Genomic DNA, 20282 nt, shown 5'->3' with positions numbered 1-20282 from the left:
AGCGTTTTAGTACTCGCGGCGGTTCGGCTTGATCTCTTGCAGGATCGTCGTGGAGATCTCTTCGATCGACTTGGTGGTCGAGGAGAGCCAGCGAATACCTTCGCGTTTCATCATTTTTTCCGCCTCGTTGACCTCGTAACGGCAATTTTCGATGGCCGCATACTTGCTTCCAGCGCGTCTTTCGTTGCGTATTTCCGACAAACGTTCGGGCGTAATGCTCAATCCGAAAATTTTATTCTTAAATTCCAGCAGGGCCGATGGCAGTTTGTCGCGCTCGAAATCGTCGGGAATCAGCGGATAGTTGGCCGCCTTGATACCGTACTGCATGGCCAGATACAGGCTGGTCGGGGTCTTGCCAGAGCGCGAAACACCCACCAGAATGACATCGGCCGAGGACAGGTTCTTGTGCGACTGGCCGTCGTCGTGCGCCAGCGAATAGTTGATCGCCTCGATGCGGTTCTTGTATTCCTCGCTGTCCACGATATTGTGCGAACGCCCGATGGTATGGGTCGACATCACGCCCAGTTCCTGCTCCAGCGGAGCGACAAAGGTCTGGATCAGGTCCATGTGCATGCCGCTGGACTTGCGGATCACGGCCGACAGGTCGTTCTTCACCAGGGTGGAGAAAATGATCGGGCGCTGGCCATCGGTGACAAAGGCTTCGTTGATCTTGCGCGCCGCCTCGTAGGCCTTGTCCATGGTATCGATGAAGGGCAGGCGGATCTGGCGGAAACGCAGATCGAACTGCGTCAGCACCGAGTGGCCGAAGGTCTCGGCGGTAATGCCGGTGCCGTCGGAAACGAAGAAGACGGTGCGGGCCGCGGAGGGCAGAGGGGGGCGTGGATCTTGTGTCATGGGTTTTCGGATCAAGATTGTGCGTCGTCAATTTGCGCCGCACAAGGTAAAATGGCTGCAACGGTATGATTGTGCTGCACGACGCCAAGAATAACAAGAAGACTGTCCGTGCGCCGCGCGTAAAGATTTCTATCATCAGTAAGGGTGTCATTATGACCAACGCAGTATCGCAACAGCAGGAAGACAAGGACGCGGTGTATGTTGCCTCGTTCGAGCATTTGCGCATGACGGATGTTGAATCCGTCGGCGGCAAGAACGCCTCCCTGGGCGAAATGATCAGTCAGCTGGCGGAAGCCGGCGTGCGCGTGCCCGGTGGCTTTGCCACCACGGCGCAGGCATTCCGCGATTTCCTGTCGTACAGCGCCAACGGCGGCTTGCCGCTGGCCGAACGCATCGCCCAGCGCCTCGAAGGGCTGAACATCGATGATGTGCGCTCGCTGGCGCAAGCCGGCGCCGAGATCCGTCAATGGATCGTCGAAACCCCGTTCCAGCCGCGCCTGGCCGCCGAAATCGATCAGTTCTATGCCAAGCTGGTGGCCGATTCCGACACGGAAATGTCGTTTGCCGTACGTTCCTCGGCAACGGCGGAAGACCTGCCGGACGCGTCTTTTGCTGGTCAGCAAGAAACCTTCCTGAACGTGGTCGGCATCGACAATGTGCTCGACGCCATGAAGCAGGTGTTCGCGTCGCTGTATAACGACCGCGCCATTTCGTATCGCGTGCACAAGGGCTTTACGCATGCTGAAGTAGCCTTGTCGGCTGGCGTGCAGCGCATGGTGCGTTCCGACCTGGGCGCGGCCGGCGTGATGTTTACCATCGATACCGAGTCGGGCTTCAAGGACGTGGTTTTCGTTACCTCCAGCTATGGCCTGGGCGAGACCGTGGTGCAGGGCGCCGTCAATCCCGACGAATTCTATGTGCACAAGCCGATGCTGGAAAAAGGCAAGTCGCCTGTGATCCGCCGCAATATCGGCTCGAAGCTGCTGAAAATGGAATTTACGAACGAAGCGAAAGCTGGCCGTTCCGTGAAAACCGTCGACGTGCCCGTCGAAATGCGCAACCGCTACTCGCTGAACGACAGTGAAGTGGTGGAGCTGGCAAAGTACGCCGTCATCATCGAAAACCACTACGGCCGTGCGATGGACATCGAGTGGGGCAAGGATGGCCGCGACGGCAAGCTGTACATCCTGCAAGCGCGTCCTGAAACCGTCAAGTCGCAGCAAAAGGCGACTGACGTGCAGGAACGCTTCAAGCTGAAAAGCACGGGCACCGTGCTGACGTCCGGCCGTGCCATCGGCCAGAAGATCGGCGCCGGCCCTGTGCGCGTGATTCACGATCCGGCCGACATGGAACGCGTGCAGCCAGGCGACGTGCTCGTTGCTGACATGACGGACCCGAACTGGGAACCGGTCATGAAGCGTGCATCGGCCATCGTCACCAACCGTGGCGGCCGCACTTGCCACGCGGCAATTATTGCGCGTGAACTGGGCGTGCCTGCTGTCGTCGGCTGCGGCAATGCCACCGACGTGCTGAAAGACGGCACCTTTGTCACCGTAGTGTGCTCCGAAGGCGACGAAGGCAAGATCTACGATGGCTTGCTGGAAACGGAAGTGTCGGAAGTGTCGCGTGGCGAATTGCCGAAGCTTGACACCAAGATCATGCTCAACGTGGGCAATCCGCAGCTGGCGTTCGACTTCCAGTCCGTGCCGAATGCGGGCGTGGGCCTGGCGCGCCTGGAATTCATCATCAATAACAATATTGGTGTGCATCCGCGCGCGATCCTGGAATACCCGAACATCGACGCCGACCTGAAAAAGGCCGTGGAATCGGTGGCGCGTGGCCACGCTTCGCCGAAAGCCTTCTATATCGACAAGCTGGCCGAAGGCATCGCCACCATCGCCGCCGCCTTCTGGCCGAAAAAGGTCATCGTGCGCCTGTCCGACTTCAAGTCGAACGAGTACAAGAAGCTGATCGGCGGTTCGCGCTATGAGCCGGACGAGGAAAACCCGATGCTGGGCTTCCGCGGCGCGGCGCGCTACCTGTCGGCCGACTTCTCCGAAGCGTTCAACATGGAATGCGAAGCGATGAAGCGCGTGCGCAATGACATGGGCCTGACGAACGTGGAAATCATGGTGCCATTCGTGCGCACCCTGGGCCAGGCCGAGAAAGTCATCGACCTGCTGGCGAAAAACGGCTTGAAGCGCGGCGAGAACGACTTGCGCGTCATCATGATGTGCGAAGTACCGTCGAACGCCATCCTGGCCGACAAGTTCCTCGACCATTTCGACGGCTTCTCGATTGGTTCGAACGATCTGACCCAGCTGACCCTGGGCCTGGACCGCGATTCCGGCATGGAATTGCTTGCCGCCGACTTCGACGAGCGCGATCCAGCCGTGAAAGCGCTGCTGTCGCTGGCTATCAAGGCTTGCCTGGCGCGCGGCAAGTACATCGGCATTTGCGGCCAGGGTCCTTCGGATCACCCTGACTTCGCCGTATGGCTGATGGAGCAGGGCATCGAGTCGATGTCCCTGAATCCTGACTCGGTGATCGACACCTGGCAGAAGCTCGCTGCGCTGAAAGCGTAAGCATCTTTTCGCCCTCTGAAAACCCGCTGCCGCTCACCTGGCAGCGGGTTTTTTTTATGCCTTGCTCATTGCCATCAAGTTCATCGCGGTCGGCGCACGCGCCTGAACGATGAGGTGGCGCAAGATCAGCTAAAATGATTCCACCAACACATAGACGGGAGTTCACATGGCAAGCAAGAAACCGAGCAAAGCTGCAAAGATCGACATCGGTATTTCCGAGGCGGACCGCGCGAAGATCGCGGAAGGCCTGTCCGGCCTGCTGGCCGACAGCTATACCCTGTACCTGATGACGCATAATTTCCACTGGAACGTCAAGGGACCGATGTTCAACACCCTGCACCTGATGTTCATGACGCAATACACGGAGCAGTGGGCCGCGCTGGACCTGATCGCCGAGCGTATCCGCGCCCTTGGCTATCCGGCGCCGGGCACCTACAAGGAATTCGTCAAACTGGCCTCGATCAAGGAAATCGACGGCGTGCCGCCGGCGCTGGATATGGTCAGCCACCTGGTGGCGGCACAGGAAGCGACCGCGCGTACGGCGCGCCGCTTGTTCCCTCTGCTGGAAAAAGCCAATGACCAGCCGACCGCCGACCTGATCACGCAGCGCCTCGATGTGCATGAAAAGACGGCGTGGATGCTGCGCAGTCTGCTCGAGGAATAAAAGCCGGGCCGGCGGCGCTAATTCGCCCCCGGCTATTGACGCCATCAGGAATTGCGTTAGACTGTTTGTATATAGGTGTTTGGCAAGAGGAATATCAGGCAGCACTGCGCATTAAACCCCGTCGCTTATATAGGCCGCGGGGTTTTTTTATTTTTGGATTCGCAAGGATGGAGGCATCATGGCTGAATGGGTAGGCTGGTTTGTTGCGGCTGGCGCGGTATTGATCCTGGAACTGTTTACGGGCACGTTTTATTTGCTGATGATCGCCATCGGTATCGGTGCCGGAGGACTGGTGGCGCTGGCGGGAGGCAATGGCAGTTGGCAGGCCGCGACCGCGGCCATAGTCGGCGTGGCGGCCACGCTGTTATTGCGGCGCAGCCGCTTTGGCAGGGCGGCGCGGCGCGATGCGGCACAGGATCCGAATGTGAACCTGGATATTGGCCAAAGCGTGGCGGTCGCGCATTGGGTCGATGGCGCTGCGCGCGTCATGTATCGCGGCGCCTTGTGGGATGTGGAACTGATTGCCGGCAGCGATACGCAGGCCGGTCATTACACCATACGTGCCGTACGTGGCAGCCGTTTGATTGTTGGATAACCTGGAGAGTAGATTATGGAAGTAAGCATCGGAAGCATGTCGCTGATCTTGTTATTGCTGGCATTGGTATTTGTCTTCAAGACGGTCAATGTGGTGCCGCAGCAGCATGCCTGGGTGGTGGAGCGCCTGGGCAAGTTCCACGCGGTATTGGGTCCTGGCCTGAATATCGTTGTGCCCTTCGTCGACCGCATCGCTTACAAGCACGTGCTCAAGGAAATTCCACTCGACGTGCCGCCACAGGTATGCATTACGCGTGACAATACGCAATTACAGGTCGATGGCATTCTGTATTTTCAGATTACCGACGCCATGCGTGCTTCATATGGCTCGTCGAATTATATTGCCGCCATTACGCAGTTGGCGCAAACGACCTTGCGTTCGGTGATCGGTAAAATGGAACTCGACAAGACATTTGAAGAGCGCGACCATATTAATACCGCCATCGTGAATGCCATCGATGAATCGGCAGCGAATTGGGGGGTCAAGGTGTTGCGTTATGAAATCAAGGATTTGACGCCGCCCAAGGAGATTCTGCATGCGATGCAGGCGCAGATTACGGCCGAGCGTGAAAAGCGCGCACTGATTGCCGCCTCGGAAGGGCGCAAGCAGGAGCAGATCAATATTGCCAGCGGCGAGCGCGAAGCGAACATTGCCCGCTCGGAAGGCGAAAAGCAGGCATCCATCAACCGCGCCGAAGGCCAGGCCACGGCCATCGTCGCGCTGGCGCAAGCCAGTGCTGAAGCGCTGCGCCAGGTAGGCGCCGCCATCCGCGAACCGGGCGGTGAGGATGCCGTCAATTTGAAAGTGGCCGAGCAGTATGTGGGCGCGTTCGCGCAATTGGCGAAAACGAATAACTCGATTATCGTGCCGGCCAATCTGGGCGATATGAGTGGTTTGATCGCCACGGCGATGCAAGTGGTGAAGACGCAGAAGCCGAAGGGCAGCGTGGCTATGCCCTGATTGCCTGACTGGCTGGGTAAATAGCAAGCTTGTAGCAAGGTTTCATCAATACTGCCCGCTGTATAGCGGGCAGTTTGCATTTGCGCTTTCCTGATTATCTGGTGGTGGTAGGGCTGACGTATCGGTGGCTACATGAATTGCGTTGAAAATATTTTGTTTATGCTATGCTAAGCGCACATTCAGGATTACTTGCTGTCATGTTGCGCTTATTTCTTTGACTGGCGTACCATCTGCTGCGCAGGATCCCTGGTAGCATTTGCAGGCGATTGGCGATAGTATCGGACCCATGTATATTTTGAATTGCATTTTATAGTTGTTATAAATTGCAATGAAACAAAAAGTGCTGCAGAATAAATATAGCCGATGGCGCTGTATTGAATCGCAGCCGCACAAGGCAGGGTACTTGCACAGACAGTCCATGGCCGATTTTCGCTCCCGTGATGGAACACCAACATCGCTTGAACGCCCGGGATGCAGTTTTTTGGTCAGAGAATTGTAAAAAACAATCAAATCTTAAGAAAAATCACCTTAGGCGCGTTACAATTGGATAGAATTTAACTATTCAGTTATATTTTTCAACTCACACAAGGAAATATCATGGATCTGTCGAGCTTATCCCTGTCCGAGCTGCGCACCTTGCAGGACGACATCAAGAAGCAAATGAAGAAGCGCGAACAGGACGATCTGTCCAAGGCGCGCGAACAAATCCTGGCGATTGCCCAGAGCGTCGGCGTTTCTGTAAAAGATCTGGTTGGTACGGGTATCCGCGCTAAAACCGGCACGGTTGCAGTACGCTATCGCAATCCGGATGATGCGACACAACAATGGACTGGCCGTGGCCGTCAACCGAAATGGGTCAAAGAATGGACCGATTCGGGCAAGTCGCGTGATCTGCTGAAGGTTTGATTCTGAAGGTTTAAAAAACCGTTCATTCGGATGCTTGTACTGTGGAGTAGTGCAGGTGCAGTACACGGCAGCATGCAAGCATCCGGAACTTTCCAGCTTTATCGTCTTTGGCTAGACAGGCCAAGCTAATGTACACAGGCTTATCTCAATGGTATTTTCGCCAATACCAGTCTTTTCCCCGCCTTACCTGCTTCCTTTCCCGTTTTATTTCCGTCGCGCTGAGTTCTTTTCCGTTTGCTGCAGGCAATCGGCAAAATAAAACCCGGCATATAGCCGGGCTTGTTGATATGGCGTCAGCACGCTGCGCGCAGCGTCGTATCAGCGGCGGTGCGACTTCATTGCCGCCTGCACTTCGCGCGCGCCATCGCGGTCGCGCTCTGCAGCCCGCTTGTCGTGCTGTTTCTTGCCCTTGGCCAGGCCGATCTCGCATTTCACGCGGCCGCCCTTGTAGTGCAGGTTGAGCGGCACCAGCGTGTAGCCGGAGCGCTCCACCTTGCCGATCAGTTTATCCATTTCCGTGCGGTGCAGCAGCAGCTTGCGCGTGCGTACGGCTTCCGGATGAATATGGGTGGAGGCGGTCGGCAGGGCGCTGATATGCGCGCCGAACAGGAAGAGTTCGTCGCCGCGGACGACGACGTAGGCTTCCTTGATTTGTACACGGGCGTCGCGGATGGCTTTGACTTCCCAGCCTTCCAGCACGATGCCGGCTTCGTAGCGATCCTCGATAAAGTAGTCGTGGAAGGCTTTTCTGTTGTCTGCTATGGTCATGAGATGGTAAATGTGCGCGGGTCGGTTAAACTACTGTCTCGCGCAAGCGCGATAAAATCAAATGTATCCAACATCATAGCAAATGGTTCTTCAATGGCAGTAGTACATAAATCAGTTTTTCTCGGGTATAGCGCCGAACAAATGTTCGCGCTGGTGGCGGCGGTGGAAGATTATCCCAAATTCCTGCCCTGGTGTGGTGCGGTCGAGATTCGCGAGCGGAGCGAGAACACGGTTGTCGCCAGCGTGGGCATACATTACCACGGCGTGCGCCAAAGCTTCACCACGTCCAACGAGAACGTGCCGCCGACATCCATCAAGATGAAGCTGGTGGACGGTCCTTTCAAGACCCTCGACGGCGTGTGGACCTTCAAGGCCCTGCGCGAAGATGCCTGCAAGATCGAACTGGATCTGCACTACGAGTTCTCCAGCCGCGTGCTCGAGCAGATCATCGGCCCCGTCTTCGGCATGATCGCCAACAGCATGGTCGATTCCTTCTGCAAGCGCGCGGAGACGGTATATGGCTGAAGCAGACATCACGGTACAAGTATGCTACGCGATGCCGGACAGCACGTTCCTGCGCTCCTTGAGCGTGCCTGTGGGCACTACTATCGGGCAGGCTGTGGCGCAGAGCGGCTTGCTGCAGGCCAACCCCGGCATCGATCTGGCCATCAATATGGCTGGCATCTATGGCAAGAGGAAGCCGCTCGATACCGTATTGCACGAGCATGACCGTGTGGAAGTGTACCGGCCCTTGCTGGCCGACCCGAAGGAGGCGCGCCGGCGCCGCGCCAGCAGCAAGCCTGCCAAAGGCTGAGGCGCCAGGGCGGCACCGTCTGACGACCGCTATTTTTTGCCATTCTCAAGTATCTTTTCTATGCTGCAAGGATGGAGGGCGCTTTTTCCTTGATAAGTTGCTTTTATCCGTCACAAGCGATTATCCATGCGGGTTCCAGCCATTCCGCAATAGGCATGGGCGAAACGTGGGCGAAAAAGCTAAGCGCCCCTTGCCTTAAGCCCATCCGTCAATTCGCAGTAGTGATCGGGCAATACCCCTCCTTCCTGCTCAATCCAGTGGCCGTAAGTTCTTATGGTCGTATCGGTATGTCCCATTTGCTTTGCCACGTACATCGCGTTGGCGCCCGTCGTTAGCAGGGGCGACGCGAAGGTGTGCCTTGTTTGATACGGATTTCGGTAGCGGACCTGGGCCTTCTCGATCATTGCCGTCCAGAAGAGGGTCAGGCGCTGCGTGTTGTCCCAGCCCTGACCGGTAGCCGGATCAAGGAGTACCAGGCCGCCAGCAAGCAGGCTATGTCGTTTCTGCGCAAGCAGCGCGTCGACGGCGCCGCTACGCAGATCGACCAGGCGGCCGGCGCGCGTCTCCAGTTCCTCCCGAGACTTGCCCATCACGCGTCACCGTGCTGGGCCATTGCTATCCGGACGTATCGAACCTGAGCGACATGACCAAGATCGCCGTCCTGGTCCGAGTCGGCTTCTTGCCTGCGCCGGACGTCTTCTGCGGCGGCACGCCGTGCCAAGTGTTCTCGATTGCGGGCCTGCGCAATTCGCTCGACGACGAGCGCAGTAACCTTTCCCTTGTTTTTTGCGAGATCGCAGATGAAATTGACGCACGACGCGCTGCAGCTGGTCTTCTTCCAACCGTTGTTTTTTAGCCGACCTGGAGCGGCGCTTGGTCGATCAAGCCCGCGCCAACGAAATCGAAGCGCAGCGTTTGCGCGACGAAGCGGCAGCACGGGCTGCTGGGGCTGTCGCCAATTCGCAAGTTGCCAGCCTGAGCTGCAGACTGCGCTGTATCACAAAGGCATCAACTATCCCACAGCAAAAAACAAGGCTGAACTGCAAGCGCTGCTGGGCGTTTGAGCGAGCCAGTCGTGACCGGCAATGAAACGGGCGCCATCATGCCAGGCGCCGGCTTCGATCAAGTGGACTTGTTCTTGCGACGAGCCACGAAGCCGAGGAGGCCCAGGCCCGCCAGGAGCATGCCGTAGGTTTCTGGCTCAGGCACGGCGGCGGTGATATTCGCTGTATAGGTCAGATTGCTTACATAATAGGTGTCCCACGCCTGATTCAAATCAAGGGGATTTTTGCCACCAGAATTCAGATACACGAAATTGCCTGCCAAGCCACCGTCGCCGGTCGACCCTAGCATCGTTACGCTTGAAATGGGATTGGTGATGCCCGCGACTGTTAAGTATGCGATGTATTTTGCATTGGCCTCTAAGGTCAAATTGATTCCATTTGCTCCAAGCAGCTGGCTGCCGCCGGTGTACGCGATGGGTGAACTGGTGTACAAGGCGGGCCCGATGGCTTTGCTGCCATCCCAGGCTGCAATTGTCAGCCCTACGTTGCCTCTAGCCCCTGAAGTCGCATAAAAGGTGAAATCTTGAAGCACTCCGCCGAGTGAGGTGAAAGTTTCGCCATAACTGGTCGTGTCAGGAGCGCCGAGGGAGGAGATTGCCGTACCTATTGTCCCGACGTTGGAATAGGTCGTGGCTTGTGCATGGATAGAGGAGCAGCAAATGAGAGCGCTGAGTACAATTTTGGCAACGGCTTGTGTGTTCATTTTCCCCCCGTACTATTGATGTTTAAAAGGTACAAAAATTAATTATATGATAATTTCCGCGGGGTATTCCGGCTATAGTTTTTTATTATAAAAACAACATAAGTGATTGTGATCATCATAGAATCTGGCACCGGCCTGCCTAATGCCGACTCCCAAGCCGGCATTGCCGCAGCGGACGCCCGTTGCACCAGCCTGGGCGGCGCTGGATGAGGCAGCCAAGGAAGTCGCGTTGCGCAAGGGGCAGACGATGGGCAATGTTGTCGGAAAACCGCACGCCGCGGTATGCCACGAATTGGATGGAACTGCCCAAGGTGAGGGCGCAGTAAAACCCGGCATGCCTATTGGCCTCGACGTGAATTTCTATGCTACTGCCTCGCGGAGTGGCGTTGCGCTGACAGCGACTTGGGGAGCGTTGCAGTAGTTCCACCAGATATGCAGCAGCAGGATGCGTTTTTCCAGCAAGTCGTCCCTGCGATACGCCGCCTCCACCTTGTCAGGCAAGCTGTGCGCCAGCCGATGTTCGCACACTTCGCGCGGGAAAAAGTTTGCAACCGATTCCAAGCACCAGTCGCGTAACGTCGACCGGAAGCCGTGCACGGTGATAGTAGGCCGGTTCCTGTGGCGCCGCTGCCCGCGTTGCGGCCTATCCCATCGGCGGGCTACCTCCTGACGCAGTGGCGCGAGATATTCAAGCCTTGATCCTGGTGGCTGCGACGGGGCGGGCGTGTCAGGCGTTTGTGTGGGGCAATTGCATGCGTCTGTAGCTTCATGTAATCGCCCTGTGTTGCCTACGGCTATCATTTATTGACAATGAGCTTCAGCTCCAGTAGCCTGATGGTATTATCTAAAACACAAAGAAAAACATGTCCCAGCCCTTTTTTACCAATTCCACAGCCTATATCGGCGAGCAATTTTTCACGATGTATTTCGATGTGGCGCTCGATGCTGGGCATCCGCCGCTGGCAAACGAGTTTAGCTTGCTGATCAACGGCATCGACTCCACCGTGACAGGCGTGACGGTGGATAGCGTCGCCAAGACCGTCACCTTGACCTTCAGCGCCTTGTCGCTCAACGGCGGCGACTACGTCGAATTCTGGTATAACGACCCGAGCGGCGGCAACGACGTCAATGCCATCCAGGGGGTGGACGGCGCCGACACGGCCAGCTTCTATGAATACGTCATCGTCTCCGGCTTCCGTCCCCCCCCGTCCGCACCGTCGACGCCGGCGCTCTCCAGCGGCAGCGACAGCGGCATACTGGGCGACGGCATCACGAATGACACAACGCCGACGGTGACCGGAACCGCCGCCGCTAATGCCACCGTCAAGCTGTACGACACCAACGGCACCACCTTACTGGGTAGCAGCACCGCCGATGGTTCCGGCAACTGGAGCATCACCAGCAGCGCGCTGACCGAGGGTACGCACTCGCTTAAGGCGACCCAGACCGACAGCGGCAACAAAACATCGCCGCTGAGCACCGGACTGTCGCTGACCATCGACACCACGGTGATCGCGCCGAGCAGCCTGCAGTTGTCGAACGGCAGCGACAGCGGCAGCCTGGGCGACGGCATTACCAACGCCGGCACGCCGACCATCACCGGCCACGCCGAAGCCAACGCCGCCGTGCGCCTGTACGACACTAACGGCACCACCTTGCTGGGCTCGACCACCGCCGACGGCTCCGGCAACTGGAGCATCACCAGCAGCACGCTGATCGAGGGTGCGCACACGCTGACGGCCAAGCAGACCGACGCCGCCGGCAACGTCTCCGGTACGTCCAGCGGCTTCAGCTACATGCTCGACACCATCGGCCCCGTCGGCATGGCGCTGAGTTCGACCTCGGTGGCGATGTCCAACGCCACCAACGGCGCCACCATCGCCACGCTGTCGGCCACCGATGCCACTGCCATCACGTACGGCTTCGCGGTTGGCAACGGCACCACCGACGCCGACAACGGCAAATTCACCGTCTCCGGCACATCACTTGTGGCGGCGCAGAGCCTGGCCGCCGGCACTTACCATATCTACATGAAGGCCACCGACGCTTCCGGCAATGGCGCGTACCAGATTTTCGCCATCCAAGTGGTCAACGCCCCCAGCGTCACCGCCATCGAGCGCACCGCAGGGGCCTCGCTCACCGTGCCGAGCGGCGCCACCTCGGTGAACTACACTGTCACCTTCGACCAGTCGGTCACCGGCGTCGACACCGGCGACTTCACGCTGACCGCCACCGGCAACGCCGCCGGCACCATCAGCGGGGTCGCCGGCAGTGGCAGCACCTACACCGTCACCGTCAATGGCGTCAGCGGCGACGGCACGCTGCGGTTGGACCTGAACAGTAGCGGCACCGGCATCCAGAACGGCTCGTCGGTCGCTATCATCGGCGGCTACGCGGCGGGCCAGATCTTCGGGCTGGACCACACGGCCTCCTCCGCGCCGTCCACTCCGGTGATGACGGCCGGCGCCGACACAGGCACTTCCAACACCGACGGCATCACCAGCAATGCCATGCCGGAATTCACCGGCACCGCAGAGGCCAACGCCACCGTCAAGTTGTACGACACAAACGGCACCACCTTGCTGGGCTCGACCACCGCCGACGGCTCCGGCAACTGGAGCATCACCAGCAGCACGCTGACCGACGGCAGCCATACGCTGACGGCCAAGCAGACCGACGCCGCTGGTAACACCTCGGGCGCCAGCGGTTCATTGGTGGCGGTGATCGACACCAGCGCCGCAGCGCCGGCTGCACCCACGCTGGCCGTTGCCAGTGATGGTGGCGTGCCGGGTGACGGCATCACCAAGTATGCCACGCCGACCATCACAGGCACGGCCGAAGCCCATGCCAGTGTGACGCTGTACGATACCGACGGCATGACCGTGCTGGGTATTGCGACGGCCGATGCCAGCGGTGCCTGGAGCCTCGTTTCTTCTCCCCTGAGCGAAGGCAGTCATACGCTGAGCGTGAAGCAGGTCGACTTGGCAGGCAACGTTTCGTCCATCAGCGCCGGCCTAGCGCTGACCATCGATACGCAGGCGCCGCCCGCGCCGTCCGTTCCTGTGCTGGCAGTCGCCAGCGACAGCGGCACCGTGGGCGACAACATCACCGATATCACCGCACCCGTCATCAAGGGCAGCGCGGAGGCCAACGCCACCGTCAAACTGTACGATACCGACGGCACGACGGTGTTGGGCACGGCCGTCGCCGATGGCGCGGGTAACTGGAGCATCACGAGCAGTACGTTGGCGGTCGGCGTGCATACCCTGAGCGCCAGGCAGGTCGACCTGGCCGGCAACGAGTCGTCGGCCAGTGCATCGCTGGCGCTGACGATCAAGGCCTTGCCAACGCCGTCGCTGCCGACGACACCCGTTACCTCGATCGATGGCGTGGACGTGACGCAGCAGCCGGTTGCCTTGCCGGGCGGCGGCACAGGTACCCAGACCACGATTCCGATCGTCAGCAACGACCGCAGCGAATCGACCGGCAATGCCAGCGTCGCCGACATTCCACTGGTAACGGCGGGTGTCAATAACCTGCTGCTGGCGCAGCTGTCCCCCGGCTTCGGCTTGACGGCCAGCGGCGGAGCCAGTCAACCGGCCGGCAGTTCGATCGAGCATCTGCTTCAAGCCATCCTGGCGGCCACATCTGGCCATGCCGCCAGCGATCAGGGGCATCTGACCGGCAACGGCCTGGCGTTTTTGAACCAGTTGGCCGCCAGCGTGCCGCTGCTGGTACAGACCATTGTGCCGACCAGTACGCCGACGGCGCCGAGCGGCGCGCTGACGCTGACCGGCACCAGCACCGACGCGCAACACACGGCGTTGGTCATCGACGCCAGCCATCTGGCCGCCAGCAGCTCGCTGGTGCTAAACGCTGTGGATTTCGCCGCCATCGTCGGTGCCGCCAACGTGGTTGCCAATACCAGCGGGCAGGTTTTGGCGGGCGACGCCGCCAGCCAGCAATTCACGGTTTCTTCAGCCAGTGGCGGCGCAGTATTCTCGGGCGGCGGCAACGATACCCTGCTGTTCAATTCGCCGTCGGCCGTACCGGCCGGTGCCACTGGAGTGGCCGCGCGGGCTGCTGCCGGCGCTGACACGACCACTATCCTGCACGGTGGACTGGGCAGCGATACTGTGGCTTTCAGCGGCGCCAGTTCCGACTACACGGTGGAGGCCCATGAAGGCTATCTGATTGTGACCGCCAAGACGCAGCCGACGCAGCACGCGCTGGTATTGAACGCGGAGAACCTGAAGTTCAGCGATACCACGGTGGCCGTGGAAAATCGAGAGGTGCTGACGTCGATTGCCGGCCTGTACCAGGATATCCTGGGGCGCCAGGCCGATTACTTGGGCATCGAGTACTGGGCCACGGCGGAAAAGAATGGCGTCAGCATGGGCAAGATTGCGCTCGACATGATCAGCGCGTCAGAGGGCCACCTCTTGCAGTCCACGCCTTTTAACGGTGACAGCGCGCATGACCTGGAACTGCTGTACCAAGGGATCTTCAGTCGCCACAGCGATGCTGGTGGATTGACGTACTGGAGCGACAAGATGGCGCAGGGCATGAGCCTGGAATTGGTGGCACAGAACATGATCGCCGCCGAGGAAATGAACGGGCATAAGGTGGCGGTGCAGGACTGGAATTTCTTCGCCTAGCCGTGCCGTCGGTGCGGAGATCTGCTGCCTGAGGTCTCCGCTCGCCTGAGCTATCGGGTGTGGCGCGACATCAAATAACGATTTCGCGCCGCACACCAAATGGTCTATTGATGCCCATCATGGGCGGCATGGCGAAGGACCGGGCGGCCGCCTGTTGTTTTGCCCGGCAGTTTGCATTGGCCCGTACACTACCGGAACCCGGCCGCCTCTCCACCGTAATTGCGCTGTAGGCGCTCGCCCGGGTGCTGACAACTGACGGGCGCGCCGTAGCGGGCGGCGAGTGCGAAGCTGTCCAGCCCTATCAGATCGCCGCTGCGGCGTTCAACAATGCCATTTGATCTGCAACGGCACAATGCAGGCAAGAGGAGGGCGCCCAGCGCGTGCTTCATTGCAATCTTTCTATTTTCTTATGTTTGCAGATGGCACTGCCTTCGATTATGTCGGGTGCCTGTCTACCTGATCTTGGGCAGCATCAGAAAGAGACGAAGAAGCCGCCAAAACAGGGGCGAAATTTGGGCGAAAACGTGGACATTTCCAGACATTTCGATGGGGCCGAAAACGGCATTCCCACTATGTCTACCGAGGTTTGTGAATGTTCAAGACAAGAGGCAGGAATTTCTGTATAATCTGCTTTTGCGCCAATAGGAAATGCTATGCGTCTACTTCAAAAAGCACTCACATTCGATGACGTGCTGCTCGTCCCAGCCTACTCCAACGTTCTGCCCGCCGATACGTCCCTCAAAACTCGCCTGACCCGCAATATCACCCTGAATATTCCCTTGCTGTCCGCAGCCATGGATACGGTGACGGAAGCCCGCCTGGCGATCGCGATGGCCCAGGAGGGCGGCATCGGCATCATCCACAAGAATTTGAATCCGAAGGACCAGGCGCGTGAAGTGGCCCGCGTAAAGCGTTTCGAAGCTGGCGTATTGCGTGATCCGATCACGATTCCGCCGGATATGAAAATCCGCGACGTGATTGCGCTGACGGAACAATACGGCATCAGCGGTTTCCCTGTCGTCAAGGGTAAGGAAGTCGTCGGTATCATCACCAACCGCGATTTGCGCTTTGAAAAGGAACTCGACGCGGAAGCTTCCGCCAAGATGACCCCGCGCGAAAAACTCGTGGTGGTCAATGAAGATGCCGATACGGCCGAAGCCAAGCGCCTGATGAACAAGCATCGCCTCGAGCGCGTGCTGGTCGTCAACGACGCATTCGAATTGCGCGGCCTGATCACCGTCAAGGATATCCAGAAGTCGACTTCTCACCCGTTCGCGTCGAAAGACAGCCAGGGCAAGCTGCTGGTCGGCGCGGCCGTCGGCGTAGGCGCCAAGGATGAAGAGCGCATCGACCTGCTGGTCGCTGCTGGCGTCGACGTGCTGGTGGTCGACACGGCCCACGGCCACTCGCAGGGCATCCTGGACCGCGTACGCTGGATCAAGACGAAGTATCCGCAAGTAGAAGTGATTGGCGGCAATATCGCCACTGCTGCTGCCGCCAAGGCGCTGGTGGAATACGGCGCCGATGCAGTCAAGGTCGGTATCGGTCCTGGCTCCATCTGCACCACGCGTATCGTCGCCGGTGTGGGCGTGCCGCAAATCACGGCCATCTCGAACGTTGCCGAAGCACTGGAAGGCACAGGCGTGCCATGTATCGCCGACGGCGGAATCCGCTTCTCGGGCGATATCTCGAAAGCGCTGGCCGCTGGCGCTTCGACCGTCATGATGGGTTCCATGTTTGCCGGTACGGAAGAAGCACCGGGCGAAGTGATCCTGTACCAGGGCCGCAGCTATAAATCGTACCGCGGCATGGGTTCGCTGGGCGCGATGTCCGATGGTTCGGCAGACCGTTATTTCCAGGACGCCACCATGAAGGCCGACAAGTTCGTGCCTGAAGGTATCGAAGGCCGCGTCGCTTACAAGGGCAGTGTGCTGGCGATCATCTTCCAGCTGGTCGGCGGCGTGCGTCAATCGATGGGTTACTGCGGTTGCGCAACCATCGACGAATTGCGCGAAAAAGCGGAATTTGTGGAAATCACCTCGGCCGGCATGCGCGAGTCGCATGTCCATGATGTGCAGATCACGAAAGAAGCGCCAAACTACCGTTCAGAGTAATTAGCGACAGACCAGACCGGCGCCTAGTGCGCCGGTTTTGTAATGACCTCAGATAAAGTCCCCATCATGCATTCTAAAATCCTCATTCTCGATTTCGGTTCCCAAGTCACCCAGTTGATCGCCCGCCGCGTGCGCGATTCCGGCGTGTTTTCCGAAGTCTTTCCGTATGACGTCAGCGACGAATTTGTGCGCAACTATGGCGCCGCCGGCGTGATCCTCTCGGGCAGCCACAACTCTACCCTGGACGGTGATTCGCCGCGTGCGCCGCAAGCCGTGTTCGAGCTGGGCGTGCCTGTGCTGGGCATCTGCTACGGCATGCAAACCATGGCGGCCCAGCTGGGCGGCAAGGTTGAAAACGGCCTGGTACGCGAATTTGGCTACGCCGAAGTGCGCGCCCGCAGCCACACCAAGTTGCTCAACGGTATTGCCGACTTCGTCACCGACGAAGGCCACGGCATGTTGAAAGTGTGGATGAGCCACGGCGACAAAGTGCTGGAGATGCCGCCTGGCTTCAAGCTGATGGGCAACACCCCGAGCTGCCCGATCGCCGCCATGGCCGATGAAGAGCGCCAGTTCTACGGTGTGCAATTCCACCCGGAAGTGACGCACACGGTGCAGGGCAAGGCCATGATCGGTCGTTTCGTGCATGAAATCTGCGGCTGCAAGTCGGACTGGAACATGCCTGACTACATCAGCGAAGCGGTGGAAAAAATCCGTGCGCAAGTCGGCACCGACGACGTCATCCTGGGCCTGTCGGGCGGCGTCGATTCCTCCGTGGCCGCTGCCCTGATCCACCGCGCCATCGGCGACCAGCTGACCTGCGTCTTCGTCGACCACGGCCTGCTGCGCCTGGACGAAGGCAAGATGGTGATGGACATGTTCGCCAAGAACCTGGGCGTGAAGGTCATCCGCGTCGATGCGGAAGACCAGTTCATGGGCCACCTGGCCGGCGTCACCGACCCGGAGCAGAAGCGCAAGATCATCGGCCGCGAGTTCGTCGAAGTGTTCCAGGTCGAATCGGGCAAGCTGGTCAACGCAAAATGGCTGGCGCAGGGCACGATTTACCCGGACGTCATCGAATCGGCCGGCAAGGGCAAGAAAGGCCAGACCATCAAGAGCCACCACAACGTGGGCGGCTTGCCGGACACCATGAAGCTCAAGCTGCTCGAACCCTTGCGTGAATTGTTCAAGGATGAAGTGCGTAAGCTGGGCGTGGCCCTGGGCTTGCCGCATGACATGGTCTACCGTCACCCATTCCCGGGCCCGGGCCTGGGCGTGCGCATCCTCGGTGAAGTCAAGAAAGACTACGCCGACCTGCTGCGCCGTGCCGATGCCATCTTCATCGAAGAACTGCGCAACACGCCCTACGAATTCGTCGCCGGCCAGGCCGTCGACCCGGACGCGCTGCCAGCGAACTGGTACGAGGCTACCAGCCAGGCTTTCGCCGTCTTCCTGCCCGTCAAATCGGTGGGCGTGATGGGCGATGGCCGCACCTATGAATACGTGGTGGCCCTGCGCGCCGTGCAGACGCAAGACTTCATGACGGCCCACTGGGCGCATCTGCCGCACAGTCTTCTGGGCAAGGTGTCGAACCGCATCATCAATGAAGTACGCGGCATCAACCGTGTCGTCTACGATATTTCGGGCAAGCCGCCGGCGACCATCGAATGGGAATGACGAGTTCGCTTTAACTGATTGACTTAAAGTGAAAAACATATGGCCCTGGATCATTCCAAGAGAATTATCCAGGGCCATTTTTTTGATGTGCATTCGCTTGATCATCTCAGCGCACATGCGCTGAACTGGACAGGCATCGTTTTACCTGGTCTTGTCGACCTCAGACCAATGGCAAGGCTGAACGCTTCATTCCATCGGCGCTGTGCGAATGGGTCTATGGCTTTGTCTGCCAGAACTTGCAGGGGCGTTTGCGCATGCTCAAGGAATGGAATCATCACGACAATTGGCGCCTGCCACATCAGGGCGTTGCTGGCAAGGCCCCGATGTCACGGCGCAGATCCTGTGCGAATAACTTCTTGCAATTCCACATATTCTTTGAGAACAGGCTGCGTAGTCATAGCGAGGATTGGCCTGTGCCGCCGCGACGCAGGAGAGAGTTGAAACTTGCGGATATCTTGCTCGAATTTCAAGCACGCGCCGCTACTTCATCTGTTGTAACTGCACCAGCAATCCATTTAGCGCACCTTGCGCCGGGGGGCTCAGTTGTGGGGAGCGCCGGTCGATTTCATTGGCCAGGTCGGATGCCAGCCACTCCAGTTCGTCGAGCATGTGGCGTAATTCTGCCAACATATCGGGGTCATCCTGGGCAATGACAAGCATGCTCGCCATGCTTTCCGGGTCGAATCCTGCCTGTAAAATCAAGGAGCGCATGGTGGCCATGCGTTCGAACAGGAATTCCAGTGCCGTGGTGTCGGCCTTTGCAGGGGCAGCTTCCTGCCTGATGATGCCACGCAAGGTGATCCACGTTTCCAGCAATGCAGTCATATGCTCCACCTGGGCAGTTGCATTGCGGGCCGGCCGCATATTCTGTGCATCGGTGGTGGTAATGTGCAGCAGGTCGCGCAAGGCATTGACGATGTTGCTGTCAAAGCGCTTCTGACCGAGCCTGAACAGCATCTCCACACGCAGAAGATCAAAACGCCGGATGGCGGTCTCCGCGACGTCGGCGACCGCCAGCACTCGTGCGGGCATCGCTATGCTGTCGCCCTGCAGGGCGTTGGGATAGCCGCTGCCGTCGAGTCGTTCATGATGCTGCAAAATGGCCAGGGTGGCATCGTTTGAAAAACCGGACAAGCCTTGCACCAGTACATGACCCGTGATGGGGTGGACATGGATGTACCGGCGTTCGTCTTGGGTAATGTCGTGCTCAGCAACAAGTATTTCGGGGTCGGTATGCATCTCGCCGAAATCGTGGCAAAGTGCTCCCAGCAGGATGGCGGCCCGTTGCCCCTCGGGCAGATCGAGGCTCTGCGCCAGTGCGAAGGCGATCAGTGCAGTATGTATCGAATGCATGAACAGTTCGGGCCGGCGCTCGCGCATGACCGTCAGGCGTAGCATGACCTCCGGCGCGAGCTGCATGCTGGAGAGCGCTTGTTTCATGGCGTGCGGGTCGCCCGTCCGCGTCAATATGCGCCGATAGACAGCTTCATGTTTGACGACACTGTCCAGCTCCATCACGAGGCTGTGCGTATTGACCGGATGCTTTGCCGTGAGCATGCTGTCCAGCGGTGCCGTGAGGCGGTGCTGGGTAAGCCGGTTGAACAGACGGCTATCGATACGTGTGCCCTTGGCAACCAACTTCATGCCATTGCTTTCGAAGATGTCCACATGGGCGATCACTTCCTGCGTGTCGCCCACTTGCGTGATGGCGCGAATATAGTGCGGATTTTCGTCTGGCGGAAAGGAGAGGCGGATGTCAGGAACATTTTTGTTCATCAAAGTACCTCCGTGCAGAAGGAAATCCACAGGCCGGACATATGCGACACTCTGCCGTGCATGGCGCCTGCAATTGTTTCTAGTAGGACACAGTATGTGCCTGGATGTGTACACCAGGTACTGCGTAAACTCTCAGTACTGTG

The 20282-nt window shown here is 58.8% G+C and carries 16 protein-coding genes; 11 read left to right on the top strand and 5 right to left on the bottom strand.

Features of this window, described 5'->3' with window-relative positions; genetic code table 11:
- Positions 1 to 6: 6 nt before the first annotated feature.
- On the bottom strand, positions 7 to 855 hold the full coding sequence (locus C8C89_RS19735) for a pyruvate, water dikinase regulatory protein (RefSeq protein ID WP_100872735.1): 849 nt from the start codon (positions 853 to 855) through the stop codon (positions 7 to 9).
- A gap of 152 nt (positions 856 to 1007) precedes the next feature.
- Between C8C89_RS19735 and ppsA the strand changes: the two genes are divergently transcribed.
- The 5 genes from ppsA to C8C89_RS19710 all read left to right on the top strand — a co-directional run bounded on the left by ppsA (position 1008) and on the right by C8C89_RS19710 (position 6565).
- On the top strand, positions 1008 to 3440 hold the full coding sequence (gene ppsA, locus C8C89_RS19730; protein ID WP_133992044.1) for a phosphoenolpyruvate synthase: 2433 nt from the start codon (positions 1008 to 1010) through the stop codon (positions 3438 to 3440).
- A gap of 166 nt (positions 3441 to 3606) precedes the next feature.
- Positions 3607 to 4104: a Dps family protein gene (locus C8C89_RS19725; RefSeq protein WP_101480912.1), complete on the top strand. Its 498-nt coding sequence runs from the start codon at positions 3607 to 3609 to the stop codon at positions 4102 to 4104.
- 178 nt (positions 4105 to 4282) lie between these two features.
- A complete protein-coding gene (locus C8C89_RS19720; RefSeq protein ID WP_101480913.1) occupies positions 4283 to 4699 on the top strand; it encodes an NfeD family protein in 417 nt (138 codons plus the stop codon).
- 15 nt (positions 4700 to 4714) lie between these two features.
- Positions 4715 to 5659 carry a stomatin-like protein gene (locus C8C89_RS19715; protein ID WP_101480914.1) on the top strand — a complete coding sequence of 315 codons (945 nt, stop codon included), beginning with the start codon at positions 4715 to 4717 and terminating at the stop codon, positions 5657 to 5659.
- A 597-nt stretch (positions 5660 to 6256) separates the two neighbouring features.
- Positions 6257 to 6565 carry an H-NS histone family protein gene (locus C8C89_RS19710; RefSeq protein ID WP_010397665.1) on the top strand — a complete coding sequence of 103 codons (309 nt, stop codon included), beginning with the start codon at positions 6257 to 6259 and terminating at the stop codon, positions 6563 to 6565.
- Between the two features lie 318 nt (positions 6566 to 6883).
- Here C8C89_RS19710 and smpB read toward each other — a convergent pair whose 3' ends face one another.
- Entirely contained in the window at positions 6884 to 7333 is a 450-nt protein-coding gene (smpB, locus tag C8C89_RS19705; protein ID WP_034752217.1) for an SsrA-binding protein SmpB, read from the bottom strand.
- 93 nt (positions 7334 to 7426) lie between these two features.
- Between smpB and C8C89_RS19700 the strand changes: the two genes are divergently transcribed.
- Complete coding sequence (locus tag C8C89_RS19700) at positions 7427 to 7858, top strand: type II toxin-antitoxin system RatA family toxin (RefSeq protein ID WP_070257383.1); 432 nt, start codon at positions 7427 to 7429, stop codon at positions 7856 to 7858.
- On the top strand, positions 7851 to 8147 hold the full coding sequence (locus C8C89_RS19695; RefSeq protein ID WP_133992041.1) for an RnfH family protein: 297 nt from the start codon (positions 7851 to 7853) through the stop codon (positions 8145 to 8147). Before C8C89_RS19700 ends, C8C89_RS19695 begins: the two co-directional genes overlap by 8 nt.
- Positions 8148 to 8326: 179 nt before the next feature.
- On the opposite strand, the gene C8C89_RS19690 is transcribed toward C8C89_RS19695, so the two are convergent.
- A complete protein-coding gene (locus tag C8C89_RS19690; RefSeq protein ID WP_243858318.1) occupies positions 8327 to 8737 on the bottom strand; it encodes a tyrosine-type recombinase/integrase in 411 nt (136 codons plus the stop codon).
- A 53-nt stretch (positions 8738 to 8790) separates the two neighbouring features.
- Between C8C89_RS19690 and C8C89_RS19685 the strand changes: the two genes are divergently transcribed.
- Entirely contained in the window at positions 8791 to 9003 is a 213-nt protein-coding gene (locus C8C89_RS19685; RefSeq protein WP_133992035.1) for a DNA cytosine methyltransferase, read from the top strand.
- Positions 9004 to 9269: 266 nt separating this feature from the next.
- Here C8C89_RS19685 and C8C89_RS27415 read toward each other — a convergent pair whose 3' ends face one another.
- Positions 9270 to 9914, bottom strand: a complete 645-nt coding sequence (locus C8C89_RS27415; RefSeq protein ID WP_243858126.1) for a PEP-CTERM sorting domain-containing protein — start codon at positions 9912 to 9914, stop codon at positions 9270 to 9272.
- Positions 9915 to 10777: 863 nt separating this feature from the next.
- Here C8C89_RS27415 and C8C89_RS19665 point away from each other — a divergent pair.
- From C8C89_RS19665 to guaA, 3 genes are all read left to right on the top strand, one after another.
- On the top strand, positions 10778 to 14572 hold the full coding sequence (locus C8C89_RS19665; protein WP_133992030.1) for an Ig-like domain-containing protein: 3795 nt from the start codon (positions 10778 to 10780) through the stop codon (positions 14570 to 14572).
- Positions 14573 to 15225: 653 nt separating this feature from the next.
- Positions 15226 to 16686 carry an IMP dehydrogenase gene (guaB, locus tag C8C89_RS19660; protein WP_071077665.1) on the top strand — a complete coding sequence of 487 codons (1461 nt, stop codon included), beginning with the start codon at positions 15226 to 15228 and terminating at the stop codon, positions 16684 to 16686.
- Positions 16687 to 16752: 66 nt separating this feature from the next.
- Positions 16753 to 18363 (top strand): glutamine-hydrolyzing GMP synthase, encoded by a 1611-nt coding sequence (gene guaA / locus C8C89_RS19655; protein ID WP_101480991.1) that lies wholly within the window; start codon positions 16753 to 16755, stop codon positions 18361 to 18363.
- Between the two features lie 480 nt (positions 18364 to 18843).
- Here the strand turns inward: guaA and C8C89_RS19650 are convergent, their stop codons facing one another.
- Positions 18844 to 20139, bottom strand: coding sequence for an HD domain-containing phosphohydrolase (locus C8C89_RS19650; protein ID WP_133992027.1), 1296 nt, complete (start codon positions 20137 to 20139; stop codon positions 18844 to 18846).
- Between the last annotated feature and the right edge of the window lie 143 nt (positions 20140 to 20282).

It is taken from the genome of Janthinobacterium sp. 75 (assembly GCF_004365495.1).
Taxonomy (GTDB): domain Bacteria; phylum Pseudomonadota; class Gammaproteobacteria; order Burkholderiales; family Burkholderiaceae_D; genus Janthinobacterium.
This window is presented reverse-complemented; position numbering and strand designations above follow the sequence as displayed.